Below are 19,953 nucleotides of genomic sequence, written 5' to 3'. Positions count from 1 at the left end.
GATAACGTGGCTATACTAATAGCCACGTTATCGCGTACTAAACTGTGTTGGTGTTAAGTGCCACTAAACCGTATTTCGTCAAATATGTAGTCTATGAGTGTAAAAATGCACTCTTTTTTAATTTTGAATCATCAAATGCCATTTTATGTCGTTAGTCATTCATATACTTAAGGCATAAGAGGTGTTTAAAGACATGAAAAAAGAAAAATTAAATAAAATAAAAGTCAAAACTTCAACTTCTGCCTATTATAAAGTAGAAAGCAATCATACTATTCAAAAAATAGTTATAAGCATGATTCAAAACGAAATCGAAAGTAGGCTAACGATTAATGAAAAGTATAAATCATAAAATTACAGCACTGTATTGTAGGCTCTCAAGAGACGATGACTATAACGGGGATAGTTCAAGCATTCAAACTCAAAAACAAATGTTAGAATTATTTGCCAGTCAAAATCACTTTCAAAACACAAAACTCTACATTGATGATGGCTATTCAGGTACAACATTTGAAAGACCAGGCTTTCAAGAATTAATCTCTGATATTGAAAAAGGGTTAATACATTTAATTGTCACTAAAGATTTATCTAGACTAGGTAGAGATTACTTAAAGACGGGGTATTATTTGGAAAATTACTTTCCAAATCATAAGGTAAGGTTTATAGCAATTAACGATAGTGTAGATAGTAGTAAAGAACATCAAGAGTTTACACCATTTAGAATGGTACGTTAAAGATATTAGTAAAAAAATAAAGTCTGCTTATCGAATCAAGGCACTTGAAGGAAAGTTTACAGGTGCATATGCGCCATATGGCTATATGAAAGATCCAAATAATAAACATAAATTAATTGTTAATCCTGAAACTGGACCCATAGTTAAGAAAATATTTGAATTGGCAAAATCAGGTCTTACAACATTTAAAATATCGATGATACTAAAAAATGAAAGTGTATTAAAACCAAGAGCTCAAATCATCAAAGATCATGGTAAGTATATTATGGATAACTTTGTAAAATATCCTTATGATTGGAGTAATAGAACGATATATTCTATGCTTACTAATATGGAGTACTTAGGTCATCTTGTAAGCAATAAAAACAGATCTAAATCATTTAAAGATAGAACTTTAATCAATGTAGATAAGACAGACTGGATTATTGTTAAAAATACGCATGAAGCATTAATTGATGAAGAAACCTTTAATATCATTCAACCTATGATAGCGGTAAAAAGAAAAGCAGTTAAGGAAACTAAAGTTAATCAAATATTTATTGGTTTACTAAGGTGTCCTAAATGTCAAAAAACTTATCATTTTCCAGAACCCAATCAAGAAACAGTTTTGGCACATTTGCATGTTCTACATATAGAAAATTTGGTAAAAAGTATTGCACGATGCATTACATAACTTATGAAAATTTATATCAAGCCGTACTAAATGATATAAACAAACATTTAGTACAAGCAAATCTAAATGAACAAGAACTTTTAAGTATCATCATGAAGGTGAAATAGAAACATTTAATGAAAAGAAAGATGATACAAATAGATTCATGGGCATTATTAGAAAATACAAAAAATAGAAGCATTAGATGCAGGTCTATTAAATGAGTTTATCGAAAAAATCTATGTTCATGAAGTAACACATGAGGAAAATAATCGAAATCAAAAAATAGATATACATTATAAATTTATAGGTTTAATTTCAAAATGACAGAATCTATTAATGGTTTTGTCGTTTTTGGTCTAAAAGAAGGCTAAATTAGGTATAATCAGTGTATAAGCATGTAACAATCTAGTTTGGTGCTCTATAGGAGCATTACTCCAGTGATGTACTTTGATCCTAGTGGTAGAGTTGCTATCTCATTACTAATTGCTGGCTTTATAGTGGGAGCATTAGTTGCATCCACGGCAAGTGTTATTAGCCAAGGAACAACGAATGGATGGGATAGAATTAATGTGTGGCAAGTTTTGTTAGACGGTAGTATTGGTGGAATTAGTGGACTTTTAGCTTTTACTGGCATAGGTGCATTAGGGTCAGCATTTATTAGTGGTGGACTCGGCTTTATTGGAAGTGTTGGAGGAGATTTAATTGCGTCGGGTGGGGATTGGAATCAAGTTAACTGGGTAAAAGCTGGTGTTATGACAGTTGTCAACTTTGGATTAGGCTGGGGAGCAGGCGCTCAAAATTCAAAAGCCATAGGAAAAGACCTTTGGAAATCCGTGAGTAAAACTAAGGTTGGTGGTATATTTCAATCATCTGCAGCTAAATATAGTGCTGGACAAATGTCACAACGAGGATTTCAAGGGGTCATGAATCTTTATGGTAACACTCTGGCAATGTCAATGACTAATGCAATGCCTATGGTAATGGCAAATAGAATTACGAGTTCATTTATTGGTATTGGAGTATCCGGTGGTGTAGATGTATTTATGGGTTGGTTATTTTGTTATAGAAGGGAATTCTGAGTCATGTTAGAAATGATTATTAGATATTGGCTGATACTTTTAATAAGTGTTATTGTTTTCATGTTCACTTATTGGAGACTAGTTTTTAGAGGAGCCATAGATATATTTGATGTTTCAATCTTGTTTTATCATAAATATTTGGTAGAAGAAGAAAGTCTATTGAACAAGATGTATTTTACTAAAAGAAACACACTACAAGTTCCTCGATTTAAACAAATAGCATGGCTATTAATGATTTTATTTATAGATGTTGTTCTGATGATAATTATTGCCTTTATAGGAACTATAACTATGCAAGAAGTGATCGTGAAACTAACTCTCAGTTTTGTTTCCATAAGTGCTATTGTAGGAATGATAATATGGATACTTGGCATAATCATTGTCTATATACAAGCAAAAAAATGCGCTAAAAATCAGAAATCACTAAATGAATTTGACATTAGTAGATTGATAAAAGAAATTGGTGATAAACATCCAAATTTCTGGGATTAATTGGTTTATCATATAGAATAATGAAGTTTAGTTTTAATGTTACACAGAATGTGGTTGTACTAGTAACTGCGTTATCGTGTAATAAACCGTATTTCATAAAATATTTAGTCTAAGAGTGTATAAAAACACTCTTTTTTCTATATAGGAGATAGATTGTGTTTTAAAGAGTTTACATTATTAAACATTATCAATGGTAAAATAAGAATCTAAAGTATACTCTTTTTTGATAAATTGTCTTTATAATTATACAAGCCAATTATTTAGGGCTTTTAGTATAGTTTAAGGTATAATGAAGTAGACTATATATATACCCCAGTATACAGATAATTTACCGTAAAAAGTACAAATAAGAATGAATTATGGTATCATTTTTCATAATTTCATGTAAGCGTTATCAATTATAGAATCGTTTGCAATTAAAGACATAAATACCTAAAATAAAAGAGTCATAACACATACACTCTTTTTTCCTTTTATTTATAAAATAAAGTAATCCGCATATAAACGTATTTATACATGGTAAAATAGATATAATAAAACATATGCGAGGATTATAAGAATGTCACTACAGTCATACGATAAAACACTATTTGATTACATCCAAAAAGAATCCGAAAGACAAGACCATCATATTGAGTTGATTGCTTCAGAAAACTTTGTTTCTAAAGCGGTACTAGAAGCTCAAGGATCGATACTTACAAATAAATACGCCGAAGGATATCCAGGGAGAAGATATTACGGAGGCTGTGAGTTTGTTGACATGATTGAAAATTTAGCTATAGATCGATTAAAAGAGCTATTCCAAGCAGCATTTGTCAATGTCCAACCCCATTCAGGTTCACAAGCAAATGCAGCTGTTTATCATGCATTACTCAATCCAGGAGATAGAGTTCTTGGTATGAGTTTAGATGCAGGCGGACATTTAACGCATGGATATAAACTTTCCTTTTCTGGAAAGTTCTATCAATCATTTGCATATGGTGTTTCTCCAATAGATCAACGCATTGATTATGATGAAGTTAGAAGGATTGCATTAGAAGTCAAACCTAAAATGATTATTGCAGGAGCAAGTGCATATCCTAGAATTATTGATTTTAAGAAATTTAGAGATATAGCTGATGAAGTAGGTGCTTACCTATTTGTTGATATGGCACATATTGCTGGATTGGTTGCAGCAGGATTACATCCTTCGCCGTTACCGTTTGCAGATGTGGTTACATCAACGACACATAAAACACTTAGAGGACCTCGTGGAGGTGTGATATTAACGAATCACGAAGAGATTGCTAAAAAAATAGATAAAGCAGTATTTCCTGGTGAACAAGGTGGACCACTACTACATGTGATAGCAGCAAAAGCTGTTGCCTTTAAAGAAGCATTAGAACCTGAATTTAAAATATACCAGGCACAAGTGATTAAAAATGCACAAGCTATGACTAAAACATTTCAATCACTTGGATATAATGTTGTCTCCGGTGGAACAGATAATCATTTAGTTTTAATCGATGTAAAATCTAAGTTAGGTATTACAGGAAAAGAAGCGGAAGATTTACTCTATAAAGTCAATATTACAATTAATAAGAATCAGCTACCTTTTGATAAAGAAAAACCGAATTATACATCAGGCATTCGTTTAGGTGCTCCAGCCATGACAACAAAAGGATTTAAAGAAGCAGATTTTGTCCAACTATCTCAACTAATTCATGAAACGCTCTCACATAAAAATGATTTAGAAAAATATCAAGAAATTAAACAACAAGTTATCAACTTAATTCAAGAAAAAAATAAAGAATAGGAGTGATTCTTTTGATCACAAAAACTAGAATAATCCCAGATGGTAAAAACGTTTTAAAGAAATTACCACTCATCCATTATTTAGAAGCACCATATTTATATTATCCAATTACGAATCAACGTTGCCCTGAAGGGGAAACGTGTGTTGTCTTTGGACAATTTGTTAAAGTAGGAGAAGTCATTGGTACGAGAAAGGGTGCATTTTTTGAACAACCGATTCATGCTACAGTCAGTGGTGAAGTTGTCGGACATGAAATGAAATTTGATGCATCTGGTAAACGCGTAAACTGTATGATTGTTAAAAATGATTTCAAATATGAATTACATGAATCGATTCAATCTAGAACAGATGAGGAAATTAAAAGATTAACAAAATCTGATTTTGTTGAGATTTCTAAACAAGCTGGTTTAGTCGGTTTAGGTGGTTCAGCATTTCCAACCTATATTAAATTAAACACTAAAAATAAAATTGATATTATTTTAGCAAACGGAGTAGAGTGTGAACCTAAATTAATTTCTGACTATGAATTGATGATGGACCACCCGGATGAATTAATTAAAGGTTTAATTTACTCTATGCAAGCAGTTGAAGCTAAAACAGGTATTATTGCAGTCAAGAAAAAATACAATGAATTAGTGGAACGTCTAAGATTTGCATTAAACTCATACTCAGAGTATGACATTAAAGTGGTTGCTGTTGGTAATTACTATCCACAAGGATGGGAATTAGAAGCAATTAAATCAGCAACCGGTATTACAGTACCACAAGGAAAACTACCAGCAGATTTTGGTATTATTCCATTTAACGTTTCCACACTGCAATCTTTATATCATGCAGTGAAGTTTAACTTACCTGTATTAGAAAGATATTTTGTAATCTCTGGTGATGGAGTTGTTAATAAATCATTTAAAGTAAGAATCGGTACACCAATTCAAAGTTTAATTGATTTAGCAGGTGGTTATGTGGATCAAATGATTCCTAAAACCTTAATTATGGGTGGACCTATGATGGGTTCTAACGTAACAAATGATGATATTGTTACAACACATACTGCAACATCATTAATTGTTCAAAATACAGTCTTATTAGATGAGGATCCTTGTATTCACTGTGCAAGTTGTGTCTATAGCTGTCCAGTTGAAATTCAACCGGTTCAAATTATGAATGCGATTAAAGCAGAAGATAAAGATTTCCTAAAGACATTATCAGTGAATAAATGTATTGAATGTGGACTTTGTTCATTTGTATGTCCATCTAAGATTCACTTAACAGATTACATGCGTCAAGGTAAACGCATGCTGAGAGGTTAATTATGCAAAATATGACATTTGTTTCAAAGACATCTCCATATATTCGTAAAGAAACATCAACCAAACGTATGATGTTTGATGTGTTAATTGCATTAACTCCAGCCGTTTTGTTTTCTATTTACAAATTTGGAGTCGATGCACTAATAAAAATCTTATTAAGTTTAATTGTATTTGTTTTAGTAGAAGCTATTTATTTCTTAGCAGTTACGAAAGCACCAGGATATAATTTTTCAGAAAAGTTTGCAAACAAACTGAAGAAATATTCTATCAATCATTTTAGTGCTCCAGCGGTATCTGCAATCATATATGCGATGATACTTCCTGATAAATTAGACTTATATGTTGTATTTATGGGTGCTTTATTTGGAGCATTCATCGGAAAAATGATATTTGGTGGTTTAGGGTTTAATCTCTTTAATCCAGCAGCAATCGGTCGTGTATTTATTGCAATCGCATTTACTTCCTTTTTCCAAGGAAGCTATGGATTCATCGATGCAGCAGCAGGGTCAACTGCGCTATCAACCACATTTCCTAATGTATTAAACAGTTATTCTTTAATTGATTTATTTGTGGGTAATATACCAGGTTCACTAGGTGAAATTAATAGTTTTGCAATTCTTATTGGTTTAGTTTATCTACTCGTAAGAAAAACTATTGATTATCGTCCAGTCGTATCTGCATTACTTATATTTACAGCATTAACATTTGTTGCAGGATTTATCATGTATCCACAGTATTTATTTGAATATGTTATATTCCAACTTTTATCAGGTGGATTATTATTTGGATTAACCTTTATGATTACAGACCCTGCAACATCACCAATTACACGTACAGGTAGAGTTACATTTGGTCTGATTATTGGTACATTAATTTTTATGATTCGTATGTTTGGTAGTTTACCTGAAGGTGTTGCCTTTGCATTATTAATTGGTAACTTGATGGTTCCATTACTTGATTATCCAGCATGGGCAAGTAACCGCATCACTAAGAAATTTATAGCAATAACAAGTTTATCAGTCATCTGTTTAATAGTTATTACCTATATGATTGTAGGAGGTTACTTGATATGATATTAAAGTATAAAAATTTAATCATATTCTTTTCAGCACTTATCGTTTTATTAGGACTTGTAGTTGGAACTGAACTAATCTTTAACCCAATTAAGAATGAACGTTTAAAACAAGAAACATTATCCACATTAAAAATTTATTTTGATCAAGCAACAGATTTTGAAACAAACACATTAGAAACAATTGATGGTGTAGAAATTACACGATCAGTTAGAGTTTATAATGATGTTGAACCATTAGGGTATTTATATGAAGCAAATATGGAGAATGCGTTTGGTAACATTCGTATTCGCTTAGTTGTTGAAGCAAACGATACGATTGCAGAAGTTATATTTGTTGAGTTAAATCAAACCATGTATCAACAACAAACCAAAAATATAGCAGAACAATATGTTTTCCAAAAATTAAAGGGAAGCATCACCGATGCAAGTGCGGGTGCAACATCTTACTCTATTCAAACACTTGTAACAATGATTCAAACGATTGGCAGTCATCATGACCAAACCGATAAATTTGATATTAAGTTACCTTATCAAGATTATTATGGTGAAGGTTATGTTGTAGAGGATTCAACTAATCTTACAATTGATGGTGCTCAAGTTAAAAAAGAAACAGTTACCAACAAAGGAATCGTTTATACAATCTCTAAATCAGGTATTTATAATTCTGATGTGGTTACAGAAAAAGAGATTACAGTCATTGTTGTTTTAGATACAGAAGGACAAATACTTGCAGTATTATTACCGACTGATTTATACCAACATACAAAAGGAAATTTCTATAATAATGCGTTAGAATTTGCACAATCATTTGTTGGTAAAACATTTGATGACGTCTTAGATGGTCAAGCTGGAGCAACAACTGATCCAGGTGCATTTAATTCAAGAAGTTTAATTTTAGATATACTTCTAATCGCTAAGGGGGATTACTTAGCATGAAAAAAGAAAATATAATTTTAGTGTTAGCATTTGGACTGATGGTTATTCTTAGTATCATTATGTTAGGTATTCAAGGATTTTTCCCTACAACAGAACTAGATAAAATGTTTAACCAAAAAGTTGTTGTAAGCAACGAACAAGCAGTCGTAGACCCTGAGTTTGTAAACATCGTATCGAAAGCAGATGTATCTACTTTAGGTGGTGCTAAGTTAGCGGATTTATACACAGTAAGAGTTGATCACACCTATTTCTATATGGAACTATATGTTGCCATTGATGCATCAGGTAAAGTTTATGCAAGAGATAAAGTCGTACGTACAAAGGATTCAACTTCACAAAGTTATTTCCCAATCGTTAGAGAATATCTACTTAAAAACTATAGTGGGTTATATTACGAAAATATTAAATACATTGATGGTGCTGCAGGTGCAACCACCATTACCGTTTCAAGATCTATTATTAAAAATACAGTCAGCAGAGTGGTTTTATTCCATGTAGGTGAGCCAGTAGACTATGTTAAAGAATTATTTGGTAAGGATTATGATTTAGTGTCCACAGAAACCTTTGGTCATGTGAATCTATATAATGTTTCAGTAGATGGCGTTAGTTATAGAGTCTTTGAGGCTAAGGATTCTGGAACATATTATGATTTCCAAAGTACCAATGAAGGTGAAATTACAATCTATGTTGCAATCGATACAACAGGAACAATTAAATTTGTTTCAATGCCTGAAACACTTTATGGTCACTCAGGTGGTAATTTCTATAATCAAACAAAAGCATTCTTAGAATCTGTTTTAGATCAACAAATATCAAGTAATATGCCAGACTCAACAACAGGTCCAACAGCAAATTCAAATGGTTCACAATTCTTAGTGAACTTACTACTTAAAGATATTCAGGAGGTTGCATGATGAAAAGAAATGATTTAAAACCGTTTATTTTATTAAGTTTATTGCCTCTGATATATCTTTCAACACAACTAAGTATTGCACTATGGATGGGATTAATATATTCAGTATTAACACTTGTCGTTATAGGTTTGGGTATCTTAATTGATAAGTATCTAAATGGACGTATACGTATTTATACATATTTAATACTCATGGCAGCAATCATTACCATCACCATGACAATTCTAACTGCCTATGTTGAAATCAATCAATGGATTGGTATATATGTTGCACTCACACTATTCTTAATACCGACATTAAAAGAACAAAAAGAACCCATCAGTGTATGGAATCAATTGTTTATGCTAGGTGTATCCTTACTGACATTAATCCTTATTGGATTATTTAGAGAAGTATTAAGTACGGGTGCTATCAATCTATTTGAATCCAATATTCAAATATTTGATGGTAAGTATGCAATTACATTCTTTAAAGATAATTCCGGTGGATTTATCTTAGCAGGATTTATCTTTGCATTTATCCAAGTTATTCCTTTTCAAAGAGAGGTGAGAAACGATGTTGTTTAGTTTATTATCAAGTATTTTAGGTGCAACAATTGTTTCAAATGTCATCCTACAAGGTATTGGACTTGAATCTATTAGCCAAAAAGAGATTAGAGTTAAAAATGCATGGATTCATGCAGGAATCATCAGTATCATTGCAACACTCATCTTTCTAATAGATTATTTGGTTGTTACATTTATTTTAAAACCATTATCTTTAGACTATTTAAATCTTGTGATCTTAACTGTGTTAGTTATCTTGATGAATGAGGCTTATCAATATGTTGTCTCAAAAATCAAATTCAACCTACCAAAAGATACATACTTTTCACTTCACTCTGTTGTCTTCTTAGTTGGGTTTATGGCACTTGGACAACAATCCTTTGATTTAGCATTTATTGAAGTGATTGGTTCATTATTAGGGTTTATTGGTTTCACTTTACTATTAACTATGATAAAATCTCGTATGAGAGTAAATCCTTTAATCAAATCATTTAAAGGATTACCAATCCTTTTAATTATTCTAGGTTTAATTGCATTAATTCTAAACGGATTATCCGGTATATTTTAAACAAAATGAGGATGTTTATATATGAAACGTATCTTTTTAATCATTAATTTCATCATGGTAAGCATCCTTTTATCTGCATGTCAGGAAAGTCCTTTAAATCTTACTAGAAAAACCATAGCCATCTCTACGATGAATACATTTATCGAAGGATATGTTTATGTTGAAAACCATAAATGGCCTGAAGTCTTTGAACATATTAAAGATATTTATCAAACATACCATGTACTAACGGATAATTATATACCGCAAGAGGATGGGGTTAAAGGAATTTATTATATCAACCAATTAGTTGATCAAAGCCAAGAAGCAAAAACAGTTGAAATTGAATATGAATTATATGAACTATTAGAACAAGGATTATATATACGTGAGTTAACCGGTGGTTATTTTGATATGGCACAAGGTAAACTCATTGATGTATGGAAAAACTTCATTGATGAATATGATGTTGCTGAAGAGGTAAGTAGTGAGGCGGTTTCACTTGTTACAAATCTTGCAAATGAAACACCCATTATCGAAGATGCATTATCATTAAGTCAAGTTGATGGCAAGTATTACGTGACATTAAAATATGGAGCTAAAATTGATTTAGGCGCGATTGCTAAAGGTTTTGCAACACAAAAGGTTGCAAATTATTTAAACGAGTTGGGATATAAAGAGTTTTTAATTAATGGAGGATCCTCCTCTATAGTCTTTGGCGAAGGAAACAGAAGAAATGAAGAAGGTGTCTTTAATTTCGGATTAAAAGACCCACTAGATGTGGTAGAAAATTTAGATATCTTTGGACATGAAGCTAAATTATATGCGATCTATTCTGGAATCAATTCAAATGTAACCACAAGTGGAAGCTATGAACAATTTATCAAACATCAAGGAACTTGGTTTCACCATATTATTTCCCCAATCACTAAAAAACCTGAAAATCATTATTTAAGTATAACCGTTACAGCAAATGATGCAGGTTTAATGGATGGGTTATCTACAGCATTATTTTCAATGCCAATTGAGATGATTAAAGAGGTATTAAAAGATACCGATATTGAGGCAATCATTTATACATTTGAAGGTGAAATCATTCGAGTAAACCCAACTGAACGTATTAGGATCTTATAAGCTATGAAACTAAGAGATTACTTAATTATTGGGGGATTACTATTGGTTGTAAGTATTGCTTATGTGATATTTACATTCTTTGGTCCAGAAGTATCAACGGTTGCACATATTTATCAAGGAAATCAAATTGTAGTTACAGTTGATTTTGAAAAAAAGACATATGAAGTAACCCCACAAATAAAAGATTCAAATTATCCCAAAACGACTGAACCTATAGCAGGTGAAGGTGGAGATGTAGCTTTTATATTACTGGGTTCATATCAAATAGATGGAAACTTCACGGAAGTGATTGTAGAAATTGATTTTGATACATCCAGTATTCGTATCGCAAAAGACGATACACCTAAACAAATCGGTGTGAATAGAAATTGGTATAACGGTAAAGGGTTACCGGCGATATCATTACCATCTGAAGTGTTTATTGTATTTGAAATAGAAGATGACCAAGGCTTAGATGGTGTGATATGAAAGATATAAAAAAATTAACAACACTATCGATGTTACTCGCAGGAGCGATTGTTTTAAATGTCATTGAGATGTCTATTAATGTCATCCCTGTACCAGGTGCTAAGATTGGTTTTGCAAACTTAGTAACGGTTATCATTTTATATATGTATGGATTTAAAGAAGCAAGTTTAGTCACAATTTTAAGAGTATTACTGATTGGATTACTTTACCGTTCCTTTACCGTAACATTTTGGATGGGGTTAGGCGGAGCTGTTCTTTCTATTATAACTATGGGTGTTTTAAAGAATTTCTTAAAGGTTCATATGGTAACAGTCTCTGTATTAGGTGCAATTACCCATACCATTGGACAAGTACTTGTAGGTATATATTTACTAGAAACGGAACTACTCATACTTTATTTACCACTGATGTTATTAATCAGTATTCCAGCAGGTATTTTAATTGGTATCATCTCGACTCGATTCTTTAAAATATTTAACCCTAAAAATAAGCAAAATACACGTTTTTCATAAATCCAAACGACTTCTTAATCTTCAAATGAAATTGTGAAATTATGGAGTTGCATAAAAGATATGTGAATGATATAATAAATAGGCGAAACTTACTATGAGTAGAAACACTCATGGCGGAAGGAGAAAATTATGAAACCAGATATTCATCCAAAAACTAGACTTGTTATCTTCGAAGATGCTCAAACTAAGAAACAGTTTTTAATTGAATCATCCATCAACTCAAAAGAAACTGCAGTATATGAAAAAGACGGTAAATCTTACCCGGTTGTTCGTTTAGAAGTCACTTCTGAAACACATCCTTTCTACACTGGCGAACAAACATTTGTTGCTCAAGCAGGTCAAGTTGATAAGTTCAATAAGCGTTTAGAAAAAAGTAAAAAATAATCTAAAAGAAGCGGGATAAAATGTCTCGCTTTTTGTTATAATAAATTAAAGCGAGGGGTTATTATGTATCATACGTACAAAAATGGTTTTATTGAAGTTGTTTGTGGACCAATGTTTGCAGGTAAAACAGAAGAACTAATTAGAAGAGCTAAGCGTTTAAAATATGCAAAACAGCATTATCTTGTTTTTAAACCGGTTATTGATAATCGCTATAGTTTAAAACCTGAAATTGTATCACACAGTTTATTAACTGAAAATGCGATATTAATTAAAGAAGCAAGTGAAATACTGCCATATATTACATATGATTTAGATGCTGTCATTATTGATGAGGCACAGTTCTTTGATAAAGCAATTATCCAAATTGCAGATGATTTAGCAGACCGAGGGCTCAGAGTGATTATTGGTGGACTGGATAGAGATTTTAAAGGTGAACCTTTTGGTCCAATGCCTGAGTTATTAGCACTTGCAGAGTTTGTGACTAAACTTACTGCAATCTGTGTTAAAACAGGAATGCCAGCAACCAGAACGCAAAGAATCATTGATGGAAAACCTGCAAGTTATAAAGATCCTTTGATTGTTGTGGGTGCAACAGAATTCTATGAACCACGTGCGAGACACGCACATGAAGTACCTGGAAAAGATGAAAAATAAAGACCACAATTACTTTATGAACGAAGCGCTTAAAGAAGCAAAAAAAGCTTTTTTAAAAGATGAGGTTCCAGTGGGTGCAATTGCAGTAAAACATGGTAAAATAATAGCTAGAGCCCATAATTTGCGTGAAAGTAAACAAGACTTCTCAGCGCATGCAGAATTTATCGTGATGCAAAAGGCACAAAAAAAATTAGGTAGTTGGCGTTTAGAAGATGTATCCATCTATGTAACGTTAGAACCTTGCCCAATGTGTGCAGGAGCTATGATTCAATCAAGAATTAAAGATCTCTACTTCGGTGCCAAAGATCCTAAAGCAGGTGCTGTATGTAGTGTGCTAAAATTGCTTGATAACCCTTTTAATCACCAAATTCATTATGAAGGAGATATTCTTTTTGAATCGGCATCCGAACTCTTAAAAGATTTCTTCAAAAAATTAAGATCTTGAAAGAAACGTCCCTTTAGGGTATTCTCATTCAACATTAAGGAACGAACCTGGTCAGGCCTTGAGTGGAGCAGCCATAAGTTACCTGATGTGTGGGTGAGGATACCCTAAAGGGATGTTTTATTCATCTCTTATATCCTTATGATATAATAAAAAATAGACGAACAAAGTTGGAGGACTAAAATTATGAAAATGTTACCTAAAGAATATGCTAAGGCAGTAGGTGAACCGTTTAGAGTTGAAGATTATAAAGGTGCAAAATTAGAAATGTTTTATTTAGATGACAGAAGTGACTATGGAAAATTCGCATCTAGAGGACGATTTTCAGTTTGGACATCAGATGGAGTCAATTATAGACTTTTTGTAGATAAAGGATACTATCAAGCAGTCAGTGGATTATACATCAATGAAGTCAATGATATTTGGTTAGACTTTACCAATAGTATTTATGCAGAACAACAAAAGATGTCTAAGAAATATATGTTTATTTCATTTGCAGTATTAGCAATCGTTTTAATCGCATCTTATGTGATTCAAGCGTTATTTCCTGAACAAGCAAATAACGTATTCCTAGCTTCAATGGTTGTCTTATTTATTGGATTATTCTATTCATCTGGTCAACAACAAAAGAGATTAAAAGCATATGTGAATGAAGAAAACCAAAAAGCAACAGCTTTAATTAAAGATGTTGTAGGAGAAGCAGGATTTAAAGAAATTCTTGCAAATCAAGAAGCTTACTACCAAGCATACTTTAAAACCGAAACAGATAGTTCCACAGAGGAAGTTACTGAAGTAGAAGTCAACGAAGAAGAAGTTAAGACATTAGAAGAACCGAAGGATAAGGAGTAAAATCCAATATGAAACCAATGGACCAACTTTCAATTAATACAATTCGTTTATTAGGTGTGGACGCTATTAATCAAGCAAATAGTGGTCACCCAGGGATCGTTATTGGTGCAGCACCAATGGCACATGCCTTATTTACTAAACATTTATCCGTATATCCAAAAGTTTCAAATTGGATCAATCGTGACCGTTTTATATTATCTGCTGGTCACGGTTCTATGTTACTTTACGCATTAAATCACTTATCAGGCTATCAAATTAAAATAGATGATTTAAAGAAATTTAGAAGTTTTCCAGGTATTACACCGGGGCATCCTGAGTTCGGTCATACCGACGGAGTAGAAACAACATCGGGTCCCCTTGGACAAGGTATTTCTAATGCTGTAGGTATGGCAATTGCTGAGGCACATTTAAGTGCTCGTTTTAATCAAGAAGGATTTAACATCATTGACCACTTTACCTATGTATTAGTAGGTGATGGTGACTTGCAGGAAGGGGTTGCTTTAGAAGCAATATCACTTGCAGGACATTTAGGATTAGGGAAACTTATTGTCTTATATGATTCCAATGATATTCAATTAGATGGTGCAACCCATTTAGCAATATCAGATGATGTAAAACGTAAGTTTGAATCCCAAGGATTCCATTATCAATTAGTTAAAGATGGTGATGATTTAAACGCCGTTGATAAAGCAATTAAAAAAGCTAAACAATGCTTAGATAAACCATCCATAATTGAAGTTAAAACAATCATTGGTAAAGGTACATCACTTCAAGGTACTTCAAAAGTGCATGGTGCACCAATTGGTCTTGATGAAAGAAATGAGTTTGCTAAAAAATTAGAGTACCCTTATGCACCTTTTGAAGTGGATCAAAAGGTTTATAAATACTACAAATCTAAAGTATTTAATCGTGGAAAAAAACAATATCAAAACTGGAATCAAATGATGGAACAATACAAAGTGGAGTATCCGGAACTTTATCAACAATTCAACGATTTTGTTAAAGGAAACATCCAGTTAGATTTAAGTAGTCTAAACTATGAAGCAGGTTCTAAAGAGGCAACAAGAAACGTATTTGGTAAAGCACTCGATTTAGCATCTAAGCAAAATCTAAACCTAATAGGTGGTTCAGCGGATTTAACATCATCGACTAAAGCAAAAGGTTTAGACGGACATTTTTCTAAATCTACAAGATTAGGTCGAAACATTAATTTTGGTGTTAGAGAGCATGCGATGGGTGCAATTGTTAATGGTATGGTTTTACATGGAGGATTAAGAGCATTTAGTGGCGCATTCTTTGTCTTCTCAGATTATATGAAACCACCAATCCGATTAGCAGCCATGATGCAAATACCGAGTTTATTTGTGTTTTCTCATGATTCTGTGATGGTCGGTGAAGATGGCCCAACCCATGAACCGATTGAGCAGTTAATTGGATTAAGAACAATTCCAGGATTACAATTGATTCGTCCTTCAGATGCGAATGAAACTAAAGCAGCGCTTGAAATCGCACTTGAAACAAAAAATAAACCAACAGCAATTATAACAACCAGACAATCTGTAAAAAATCTTTCAACAACACATAAATCAGGTGTTTTAAAAGGTGCTTATATCATAGATGCTGAAACATCTAGATTAGATGGTATTATACTCGCTGCAGGTTCTGAGGTTTCTCTTGCAGTTGAAGCTAAAGCATTACTTAAAGAAAAAGGATTAGATATTCGTGTGGTTTCAATGCCATCGATGGACCGATTCTTATTACAAGATCCTGCATATCAACAACAAATATTACCTGCAAATGTTAAAACATTGGCAGTGGAACTAGGATCTAGTTATTCATGGTATCGATTTACACAACATGTGATGGGTATTGATACATATGGTATATCTGGTAACCTAGAACAAGTGACAGCACATTTTGGATTTACTAAAGAAAATGTTGCTAAGAGATTTTTAGAAATTTAAGTAAAATTTAGAGGTTAAAGAAAAACATGATTTATGATGGTATTATTGTAGGAGCAGGACATGCAGGCGTTGAGGCTGTACTTGCAATGGCAAGAATGAAACTCAATACAATTTTAATTACAGGTGACTTAAATAAGGTTGCTACTTTACCATGCAATCCATCAATTGGTGGACCGGCTAAAGGTATTGTTGTAAGAGAAATTGATGCATTAGGTGGGCAAATGGCAAAATCAGCTGACTTAGGACAAATTCAAATGAAGATGTTGAATTCATCAAAAGGTCCAGCAGTTCGTGCATTAAGAGCTCAAATTGATAAACTAGAATATCCTAAAATCATGAAAAATGTTTTAGAACATCAAGAGAATTTAACCTTACTTGAAGCATTGGTGGATACCTTAATTATTGAAGATCAACAAGTTATAGGTGTTTATTTGATGGATGGAACGAAGGTTTTTGGTAAAACAGTTATTATTACAACAGGAACTTATTTAGGTTCACAAATTTTAATTGGCCATGAAAAAACACCTAGTGGCCCAAATGGCGAAAAAACCACACGTGGTATTTCAAATCAACTAAAAAACGTTGGATTTGAAATGTTACGCTTAAAAACAGGTACACCTCCAAGAATTAAAAAAGACACTATAGATTATAAAGAAGCAAGTATTCAACCAGGAGATATGATTTTGCAAAATTTCTCCTATGAATCTCCTAGAACAGAAATTGGACATCAAGAGGTATGTTATTTAATTCATACCACTCCTGAAACGAAAGATATTATTTTTGATCACTTAGATGACTCTGCCATGTATGGTGGTGTTGTTGAAGGGGTTGGACCTAGATATTGTCCATCCATTGAAGATAAATTCGTACGTTTTAGCGATAAAGAGCGTCATCAAATATTTATTGAACCAGAATCCTTATCGTTAAATGAAGTCTATATTCAAGGTTTTTCAACATCCATGCCAAGAGAAGTACAAGAACAAATGGTTCGTTCACTTCCAGGTATGAAGGATGCTGTCATTGTTAAATATGCATACGCTATTGAATATGATGCAATTAACCCAAGACAACTCTATCAAACTTTAGAAACAAAAGTTATTAAAAATCTTTACTGTGCTGGACAAATTAATGGAACATCCGGTTATGAAGAGGCAGCAGGACAAGGATTAATGGCAGGTATTAATGCAGGATTAAATGTTTTAGGTAAAGAACCACTCATTTTAAAAAGAAATGAGGCATATATTGGTGTCTTAATTGATGATTTAATTACGAAAGGAACTCAAGAACCTTACCGATTATTAACATCAAGAGCAGAACACAGACTTTTACTTAGACATGATAATGCAGATTTAAGATTAAGAGACTATGGTCATAGAGTGGGTTTAATTAATGATTCTGTCTATCAAAATTTCTTAAATAAAAAAGAAGCAATCCATCATTTAATTGAATTATCTAAAACAACAAGAATTAATCCAACAGATGAGGTGCTTTCTTATTTAAAATCAATGAATTCAGCACCTATTTATGAAGGTGTTACAATCTTTAAATTACTTGAAAGACCAGAATTAGGAATGGATACATTAAAGTACTTCCTAAAAGGTGATTATAGTGATGAAGTATATGAACAATTAGAAATTCATATTAAATATCATGGGTATATTGATAAAGCTAAAAGAGAAGCGGATAAACTATTAAGATTTGAATCTAGATATATACCAAGAGATATTAATTATAAAGAAATACACAATATCTCATCAGAAGCGAAAGAAAAATTATCAAAAATTAAACCAGAAACCTTAGGACAAGCAGCAAGAATTCTTGGTGTAGGTCCATCTGATGTTTCGATGTTATTGGTTTATCTTGAGTCTAAATATGCTTAAAGAAATCATATTAAAACATTTAAATAAAGAACTTAGCAATCAAGAAGTTGAGTTATTTGATTTATATTATGAAACACTTGTATCATATAATGAACATACCAACCTCACCAGAATCACATCCAGACAAGATGCTGATATTAAACACTTTTTAGATTCTTTATTATTAAGTAAGCTCTATCCCCTAGATCAACCCTACCGATTATGTGATATGGGTGCTGGTGCAGGATTTCCATCGATTCCGCTACTTATTTGTTATCCGAATCTTAGAGTAGTCATAGTTGAATCACAAATTAAGAGAGTCAATTTCTTATTACATTTAAAAAAGGTTCTTAATCTAGATTTTGAAGTTGTTCATGAGCGCGCTGAGGTTTATGCACAAAATCATTTAGAAACATTTGATATCGTAACAGCTAGAGCATTAGGTGAACTTAGATTAATTCTTGAGTTTGGTGTACCCTTATTAAAGGTGGGAGGATATTTTATCGCCCCTAAGGGTTCTAAATATCAAGAAGAGTTAGATCAAGCAAAAGAAGCATTAAGAAAGCTACATATGAAACAAATTTCATCTATGGAGGTTGAACTTCCTGATGAAAGTGGATTTCGAATGAATCTGTTATTTCAAAAAGAAAAGCATGCATCAGGATATCCAAGACCTTATGCAGTCATGATTAAAAAACCATTATAAGGAGTAACTTATGGGTAATTATGTATTAGGCCAAATCATTCAAACAAAAAAACCACATGTGTGTGGTTCTAAGGACTGGGAAGTTTTAAGAACAGGTGTGGACATTAAATTAAAATGTGTCGGATGTGGTAGAGAAATCATGATGTTAAAGTATGAACTGGATAAACGTTTAATTAAAAAGTAAGAGCTTTTTAAGAAATATAACAGAGATTTCACAATTTTTAAAAAAAGTTAAAATAATATTTGACTTATAAGTTGAATTGTCGTAATATGTTTATTGGACAAAATTGAGCAGGTAAAAAAGTTCTATATATATAATATATATGATTCACACCTGAAAAAATCAATTTATACTAAAAAAATAAAAAAGTGGTTGCTTTTTTAAATCGCTTAAGATAGAATAAATAAGCAACTGAAATTCGGAGGGGTAGCGAAGTGGCTAAACGCGGCAGACTGTAAATCTGTTCCTAACGGTTCGGCAGTTCGAATCTGTCCCCCTCCACCACTTAAATTTACTATCATAAAGGAACACCTTGTTCATTTATAAAAAAGTTGTTGACAAGGTTATTTTATAATGATAGAATGAATAAGCGCTTCAAAAGAAGTGAGCAAAAAAGTCTTTGAAAACTGAATGATGATGAACAAGAGATAACAAAAAGCAAAGAGCTAAAATCAAACAAAAACATTAAATGGAGAGTTTGATCCTGGCTCAGGATGAACGCTGGCGGCGTGCCTAATACATGCAAGTCGAACGAACCACTTCGGTGGTTAGTGGCGAACGGGTGAGTAACACGTAGATAACCTGCCTAAAACTCGAGGATAACACCGGGAAACTGGTGCTAATACTGGATAGGATGTAAGGATGATTTTCTTACATTTAAAGATTAATCGGTTTTAGAGGG

General features: G+C 32.5%; 24 protein-coding genes, 1 tRNA gene, 1 rRNA gene, 1 other RNA gene and 1 pseudogene. All 28 read left to right on the top strand.

From position 1 onward, the window contains the following. Positions 1-193: 193 nt before the first annotated feature. Positions 194-349 (top strand): hypothetical protein, encoded by a 156-nt coding sequence (locus B5X49_RS07695; RefSeq protein ID WP_159444503.1) that lies wholly within the window; start codon positions 194-196, stop codon positions 347-349. Continuing rightward, positions 330-731, top strand: coding sequence for a recombinase family protein (locus tag B5X49_RS07620; protein WP_052670136.1), 402 nt, complete (start codon positions 330-332; stop codon positions 729-731). Before B5X49_RS07695 ends, B5X49_RS07620 begins: the two co-directional genes overlap by 20 nt. Positions 732-816: 85 nt before the next feature. Beyond that, positions 817-1,206: pseudogene (locus B5X49_RS07615) on the top strand (recombinase family protein); the annotation flags it as partial. Between the two features lie 86 nt (positions 1,207-1,292). After that, entirely contained in the window at positions 1,293-1,511 is a 219-nt protein-coding gene (locus B5X49_RS07870) for a recombinase zinc ribbon domain-containing protein (protein ID WP_079560783.1), read from the top strand. 55 nt (positions 1,512-1,566) lie between these two features. Then, positions 1,567-1,710 (top strand): DUF4368 domain-containing protein, encoded by a 144-nt coding sequence (locus tag B5X49_RS07865; protein WP_079560791.1) that lies wholly within the window; start codon positions 1,567-1,569, stop codon positions 1,708-1,710. A 116-nt stretch (positions 1,711-1,826) separates the two neighbouring features. Next, positions 1,827-2,465: a hypothetical protein gene (locus B5X49_RS06840; protein WP_045749882.1), complete on the top strand. Its 639-nt coding sequence runs from the start codon at positions 1,827-1,829 to the stop codon at positions 2,463-2,465. Positions 2,466-2,468: 3 nt separating this feature from the next. After that, complete coding sequence (locus B5X49_RS06835; protein ID WP_045749881.1) at positions 2,469-2,957, top strand: hypothetical protein; 489 nt, start codon at positions 2,469-2,471, stop codon at positions 2,955-2,957. A 559-nt stretch (positions 2,958-3,516) separates the two neighbouring features. Beyond that, entirely contained in the window at positions 3,517-4,752 is a 1,236-nt protein-coding gene (glyA, locus tag B5X49_RS06830) for a serine hydroxymethyltransferase (RefSeq protein ID WP_045749880.1), read from the top strand. Positions 4,753-4,763: 11 nt separating this feature from the next. Then, positions 4,764-6,062, top strand: a complete 1,299-nt coding sequence (locus B5X49_RS06825) for an RnfABCDGE type electron transport complex subunit C (RefSeq protein WP_045749879.1) — start codon at positions 4,764-4,766, stop codon at positions 6,060-6,062. Between the two features lie 2 nt (positions 6,063-6,064). After that, positions 6,065-7,135 (top strand): RnfABCDGE type electron transport complex subunit D, encoded by a 1,071-nt coding sequence (locus B5X49_RS06820; protein ID WP_045749878.1) that lies wholly within the window; start codon positions 6,065-6,067, stop codon positions 7,133-7,135. Continuing rightward, entirely contained in the window at positions 7,132-8,073 is a 942-nt protein-coding gene (locus B5X49_RS06815; protein ID WP_045749877.1) for a hypothetical protein, read from the top strand. Before B5X49_RS06820 ends, B5X49_RS06815 begins: the two co-directional genes overlap by 4 nt. Continuing rightward, complete coding sequence (locus tag B5X49_RS06810; RefSeq protein WP_045749876.1) at positions 8,070-8,987, top strand: hypothetical protein; 918 nt, start codon at positions 8,070-8,072, stop codon at positions 8,985-8,987. The genes B5X49_RS06815 and B5X49_RS06810 overlap by 4 nt, the downstream gene beginning before the upstream one ends. After that, a complete protein-coding gene (locus tag B5X49_RS06805; RefSeq protein WP_045749875.1) occupies positions 8,987-9,553 on the top strand; it encodes an Rnf-Nqr domain containing protein in 567 nt (188 codons plus the stop codon). The genes B5X49_RS06810 and B5X49_RS06805 overlap by 1 nt, the downstream gene beginning before the upstream one ends. Next, positions 9,543-10,100, top strand: coding sequence for a hypothetical protein (locus tag B5X49_RS06800; RefSeq protein WP_045749874.1), 558 nt, complete (start codon positions 9,543-9,545; stop codon positions 10,098-10,100). Before B5X49_RS06805 ends, B5X49_RS06800 begins: the two co-directional genes overlap by 11 nt. A gap of 21 nt (positions 10,101-10,121) precedes the next feature. Continuing rightward, positions 10,122-11,213, top strand: a complete 1,092-nt coding sequence (locus B5X49_RS06795) for an FAD:protein FMN transferase (protein ID WP_045749873.1) — start codon at positions 10,122-10,124, stop codon at positions 11,211-11,213. A 3-nt stretch (positions 11,214-11,216) separates the two neighbouring features. Then, positions 11,217-11,681 (top strand): NusG domain II-containing protein, encoded by a 465-nt coding sequence (locus tag B5X49_RS06790; RefSeq protein WP_079560778.1) that lies wholly within the window; start codon positions 11,217-11,219, stop codon positions 11,679-11,681. Beyond that, positions 11,678-12,193: a Gx transporter family protein gene (locus B5X49_RS06785; protein ID WP_045749871.1), complete on the top strand. Its 516-nt coding sequence runs from the start codon at positions 11,678-11,680 to the stop codon at positions 12,191-12,193. Before B5X49_RS06790 ends, B5X49_RS06785 begins: the two co-directional genes overlap by 4 nt. Before the next feature lie 129 nt (positions 12,194-12,322). Further along, positions 12,323-12,577 carry a type B 50S ribosomal protein L31 gene (locus tag B5X49_RS06780; RefSeq protein ID WP_045749870.1) on the top strand — a complete coding sequence of 85 codons (255 nt, stop codon included), beginning with the start codon at positions 12,323-12,325 and terminating at the stop codon, positions 12,575-12,577. Between the two features lie 63 nt (positions 12,578-12,640). After that, positions 12,641-13,231: a thymidine kinase gene (locus B5X49_RS06775; protein ID WP_045749869.1), complete on the top strand. Its 591-nt coding sequence runs from the start codon at positions 12,641-12,643 to the stop codon at positions 13,229-13,231. After that, entirely contained in the window at positions 13,221-13,676 is a 456-nt protein-coding gene (gene tadA / locus B5X49_RS06770) for a tRNA adenosine(34) deaminase TadA (protein WP_045750099.1), read from the top strand. The genes B5X49_RS06775 and tadA overlap by 11 nt, the downstream gene beginning before the upstream one ends. 15 nt (positions 13,677-13,691) lie before the next feature. Further along, an RNA gene (gene ffs / locus B5X49_RS06765) (signal recognition particle sRNA small type) lies at positions 13,692-13,785 on the top strand. A gap of 74 nt (positions 13,786-13,859) precedes the next feature. After that, entirely contained in the window at positions 13,860-14,522 is a 663-nt protein-coding gene (locus B5X49_RS06760; protein WP_045749868.1) for a hypothetical protein, read from the top strand. A gap of 8 nt (positions 14,523-14,530) precedes the next feature. Further along, positions 14,531-16,486: a transketolase gene (gene tkt / locus B5X49_RS06755; RefSeq protein WP_045749867.1), complete on the top strand. Its 1,956-nt coding sequence runs from the start codon at positions 14,531-14,533 to the stop codon at positions 16,484-16,486. A gap of 26 nt (positions 16,487-16,512) precedes the next feature. After that, entirely contained in the window at positions 16,513-18,366 is a 1,854-nt protein-coding gene (gene mnmG / locus B5X49_RS06750) for a tRNA uridine-5-carboxymethylaminomethyl(34) synthesis enzyme MnmG (protein WP_045749866.1), read from the top strand. Beyond that, positions 18,359-19,051 carry a 16S rRNA (guanine(527)-N(7))-methyltransferase RsmG gene (rsmG, locus tag B5X49_RS06745; protein WP_045749865.1) on the top strand — a complete coding sequence of 231 codons (693 nt, stop codon included), beginning with the start codon at positions 18,359-18,361 and terminating at the stop codon, positions 19,049-19,051. Before mnmG ends, rsmG begins: the two co-directional genes overlap by 8 nt. Positions 19,052-19,061: 10 nt before the next feature. Beyond that, entirely contained in the window at positions 19,062-19,235 is a 174-nt protein-coding gene (locus B5X49_RS06740) for a DUF951 domain-containing protein (protein ID WP_079560774.1), read from the top strand. Positions 19,236-19,472: 237 nt separating this feature from the next. Further along, positions 19,473-19,556: transfer RNA gene (locus tag B5X49_RS06735), tRNA-Tyr, on the top strand. 181 nt (positions 19,557-19,737) lie between these two features. Next, positions 19,738-19,953 (top strand): 16S ribosomal RNA (locus tag B5X49_RS06730); the annotation flags it as partial.

Origin of the sequence: Acholeplasma oculi (assembly GCF_900166985.1) — a bacterium.
GTDB lineage: Bacteria > Bacillota_I > Bacilli_A > Acholeplasmatales > Acholeplasmataceae > Acholeplasma > Acholeplasma oculi.
The sequence above is the reverse complement of the archived record's forward strand: the minus strand, read 5'-3'. Positions and strand labels throughout refer to the sequence as shown.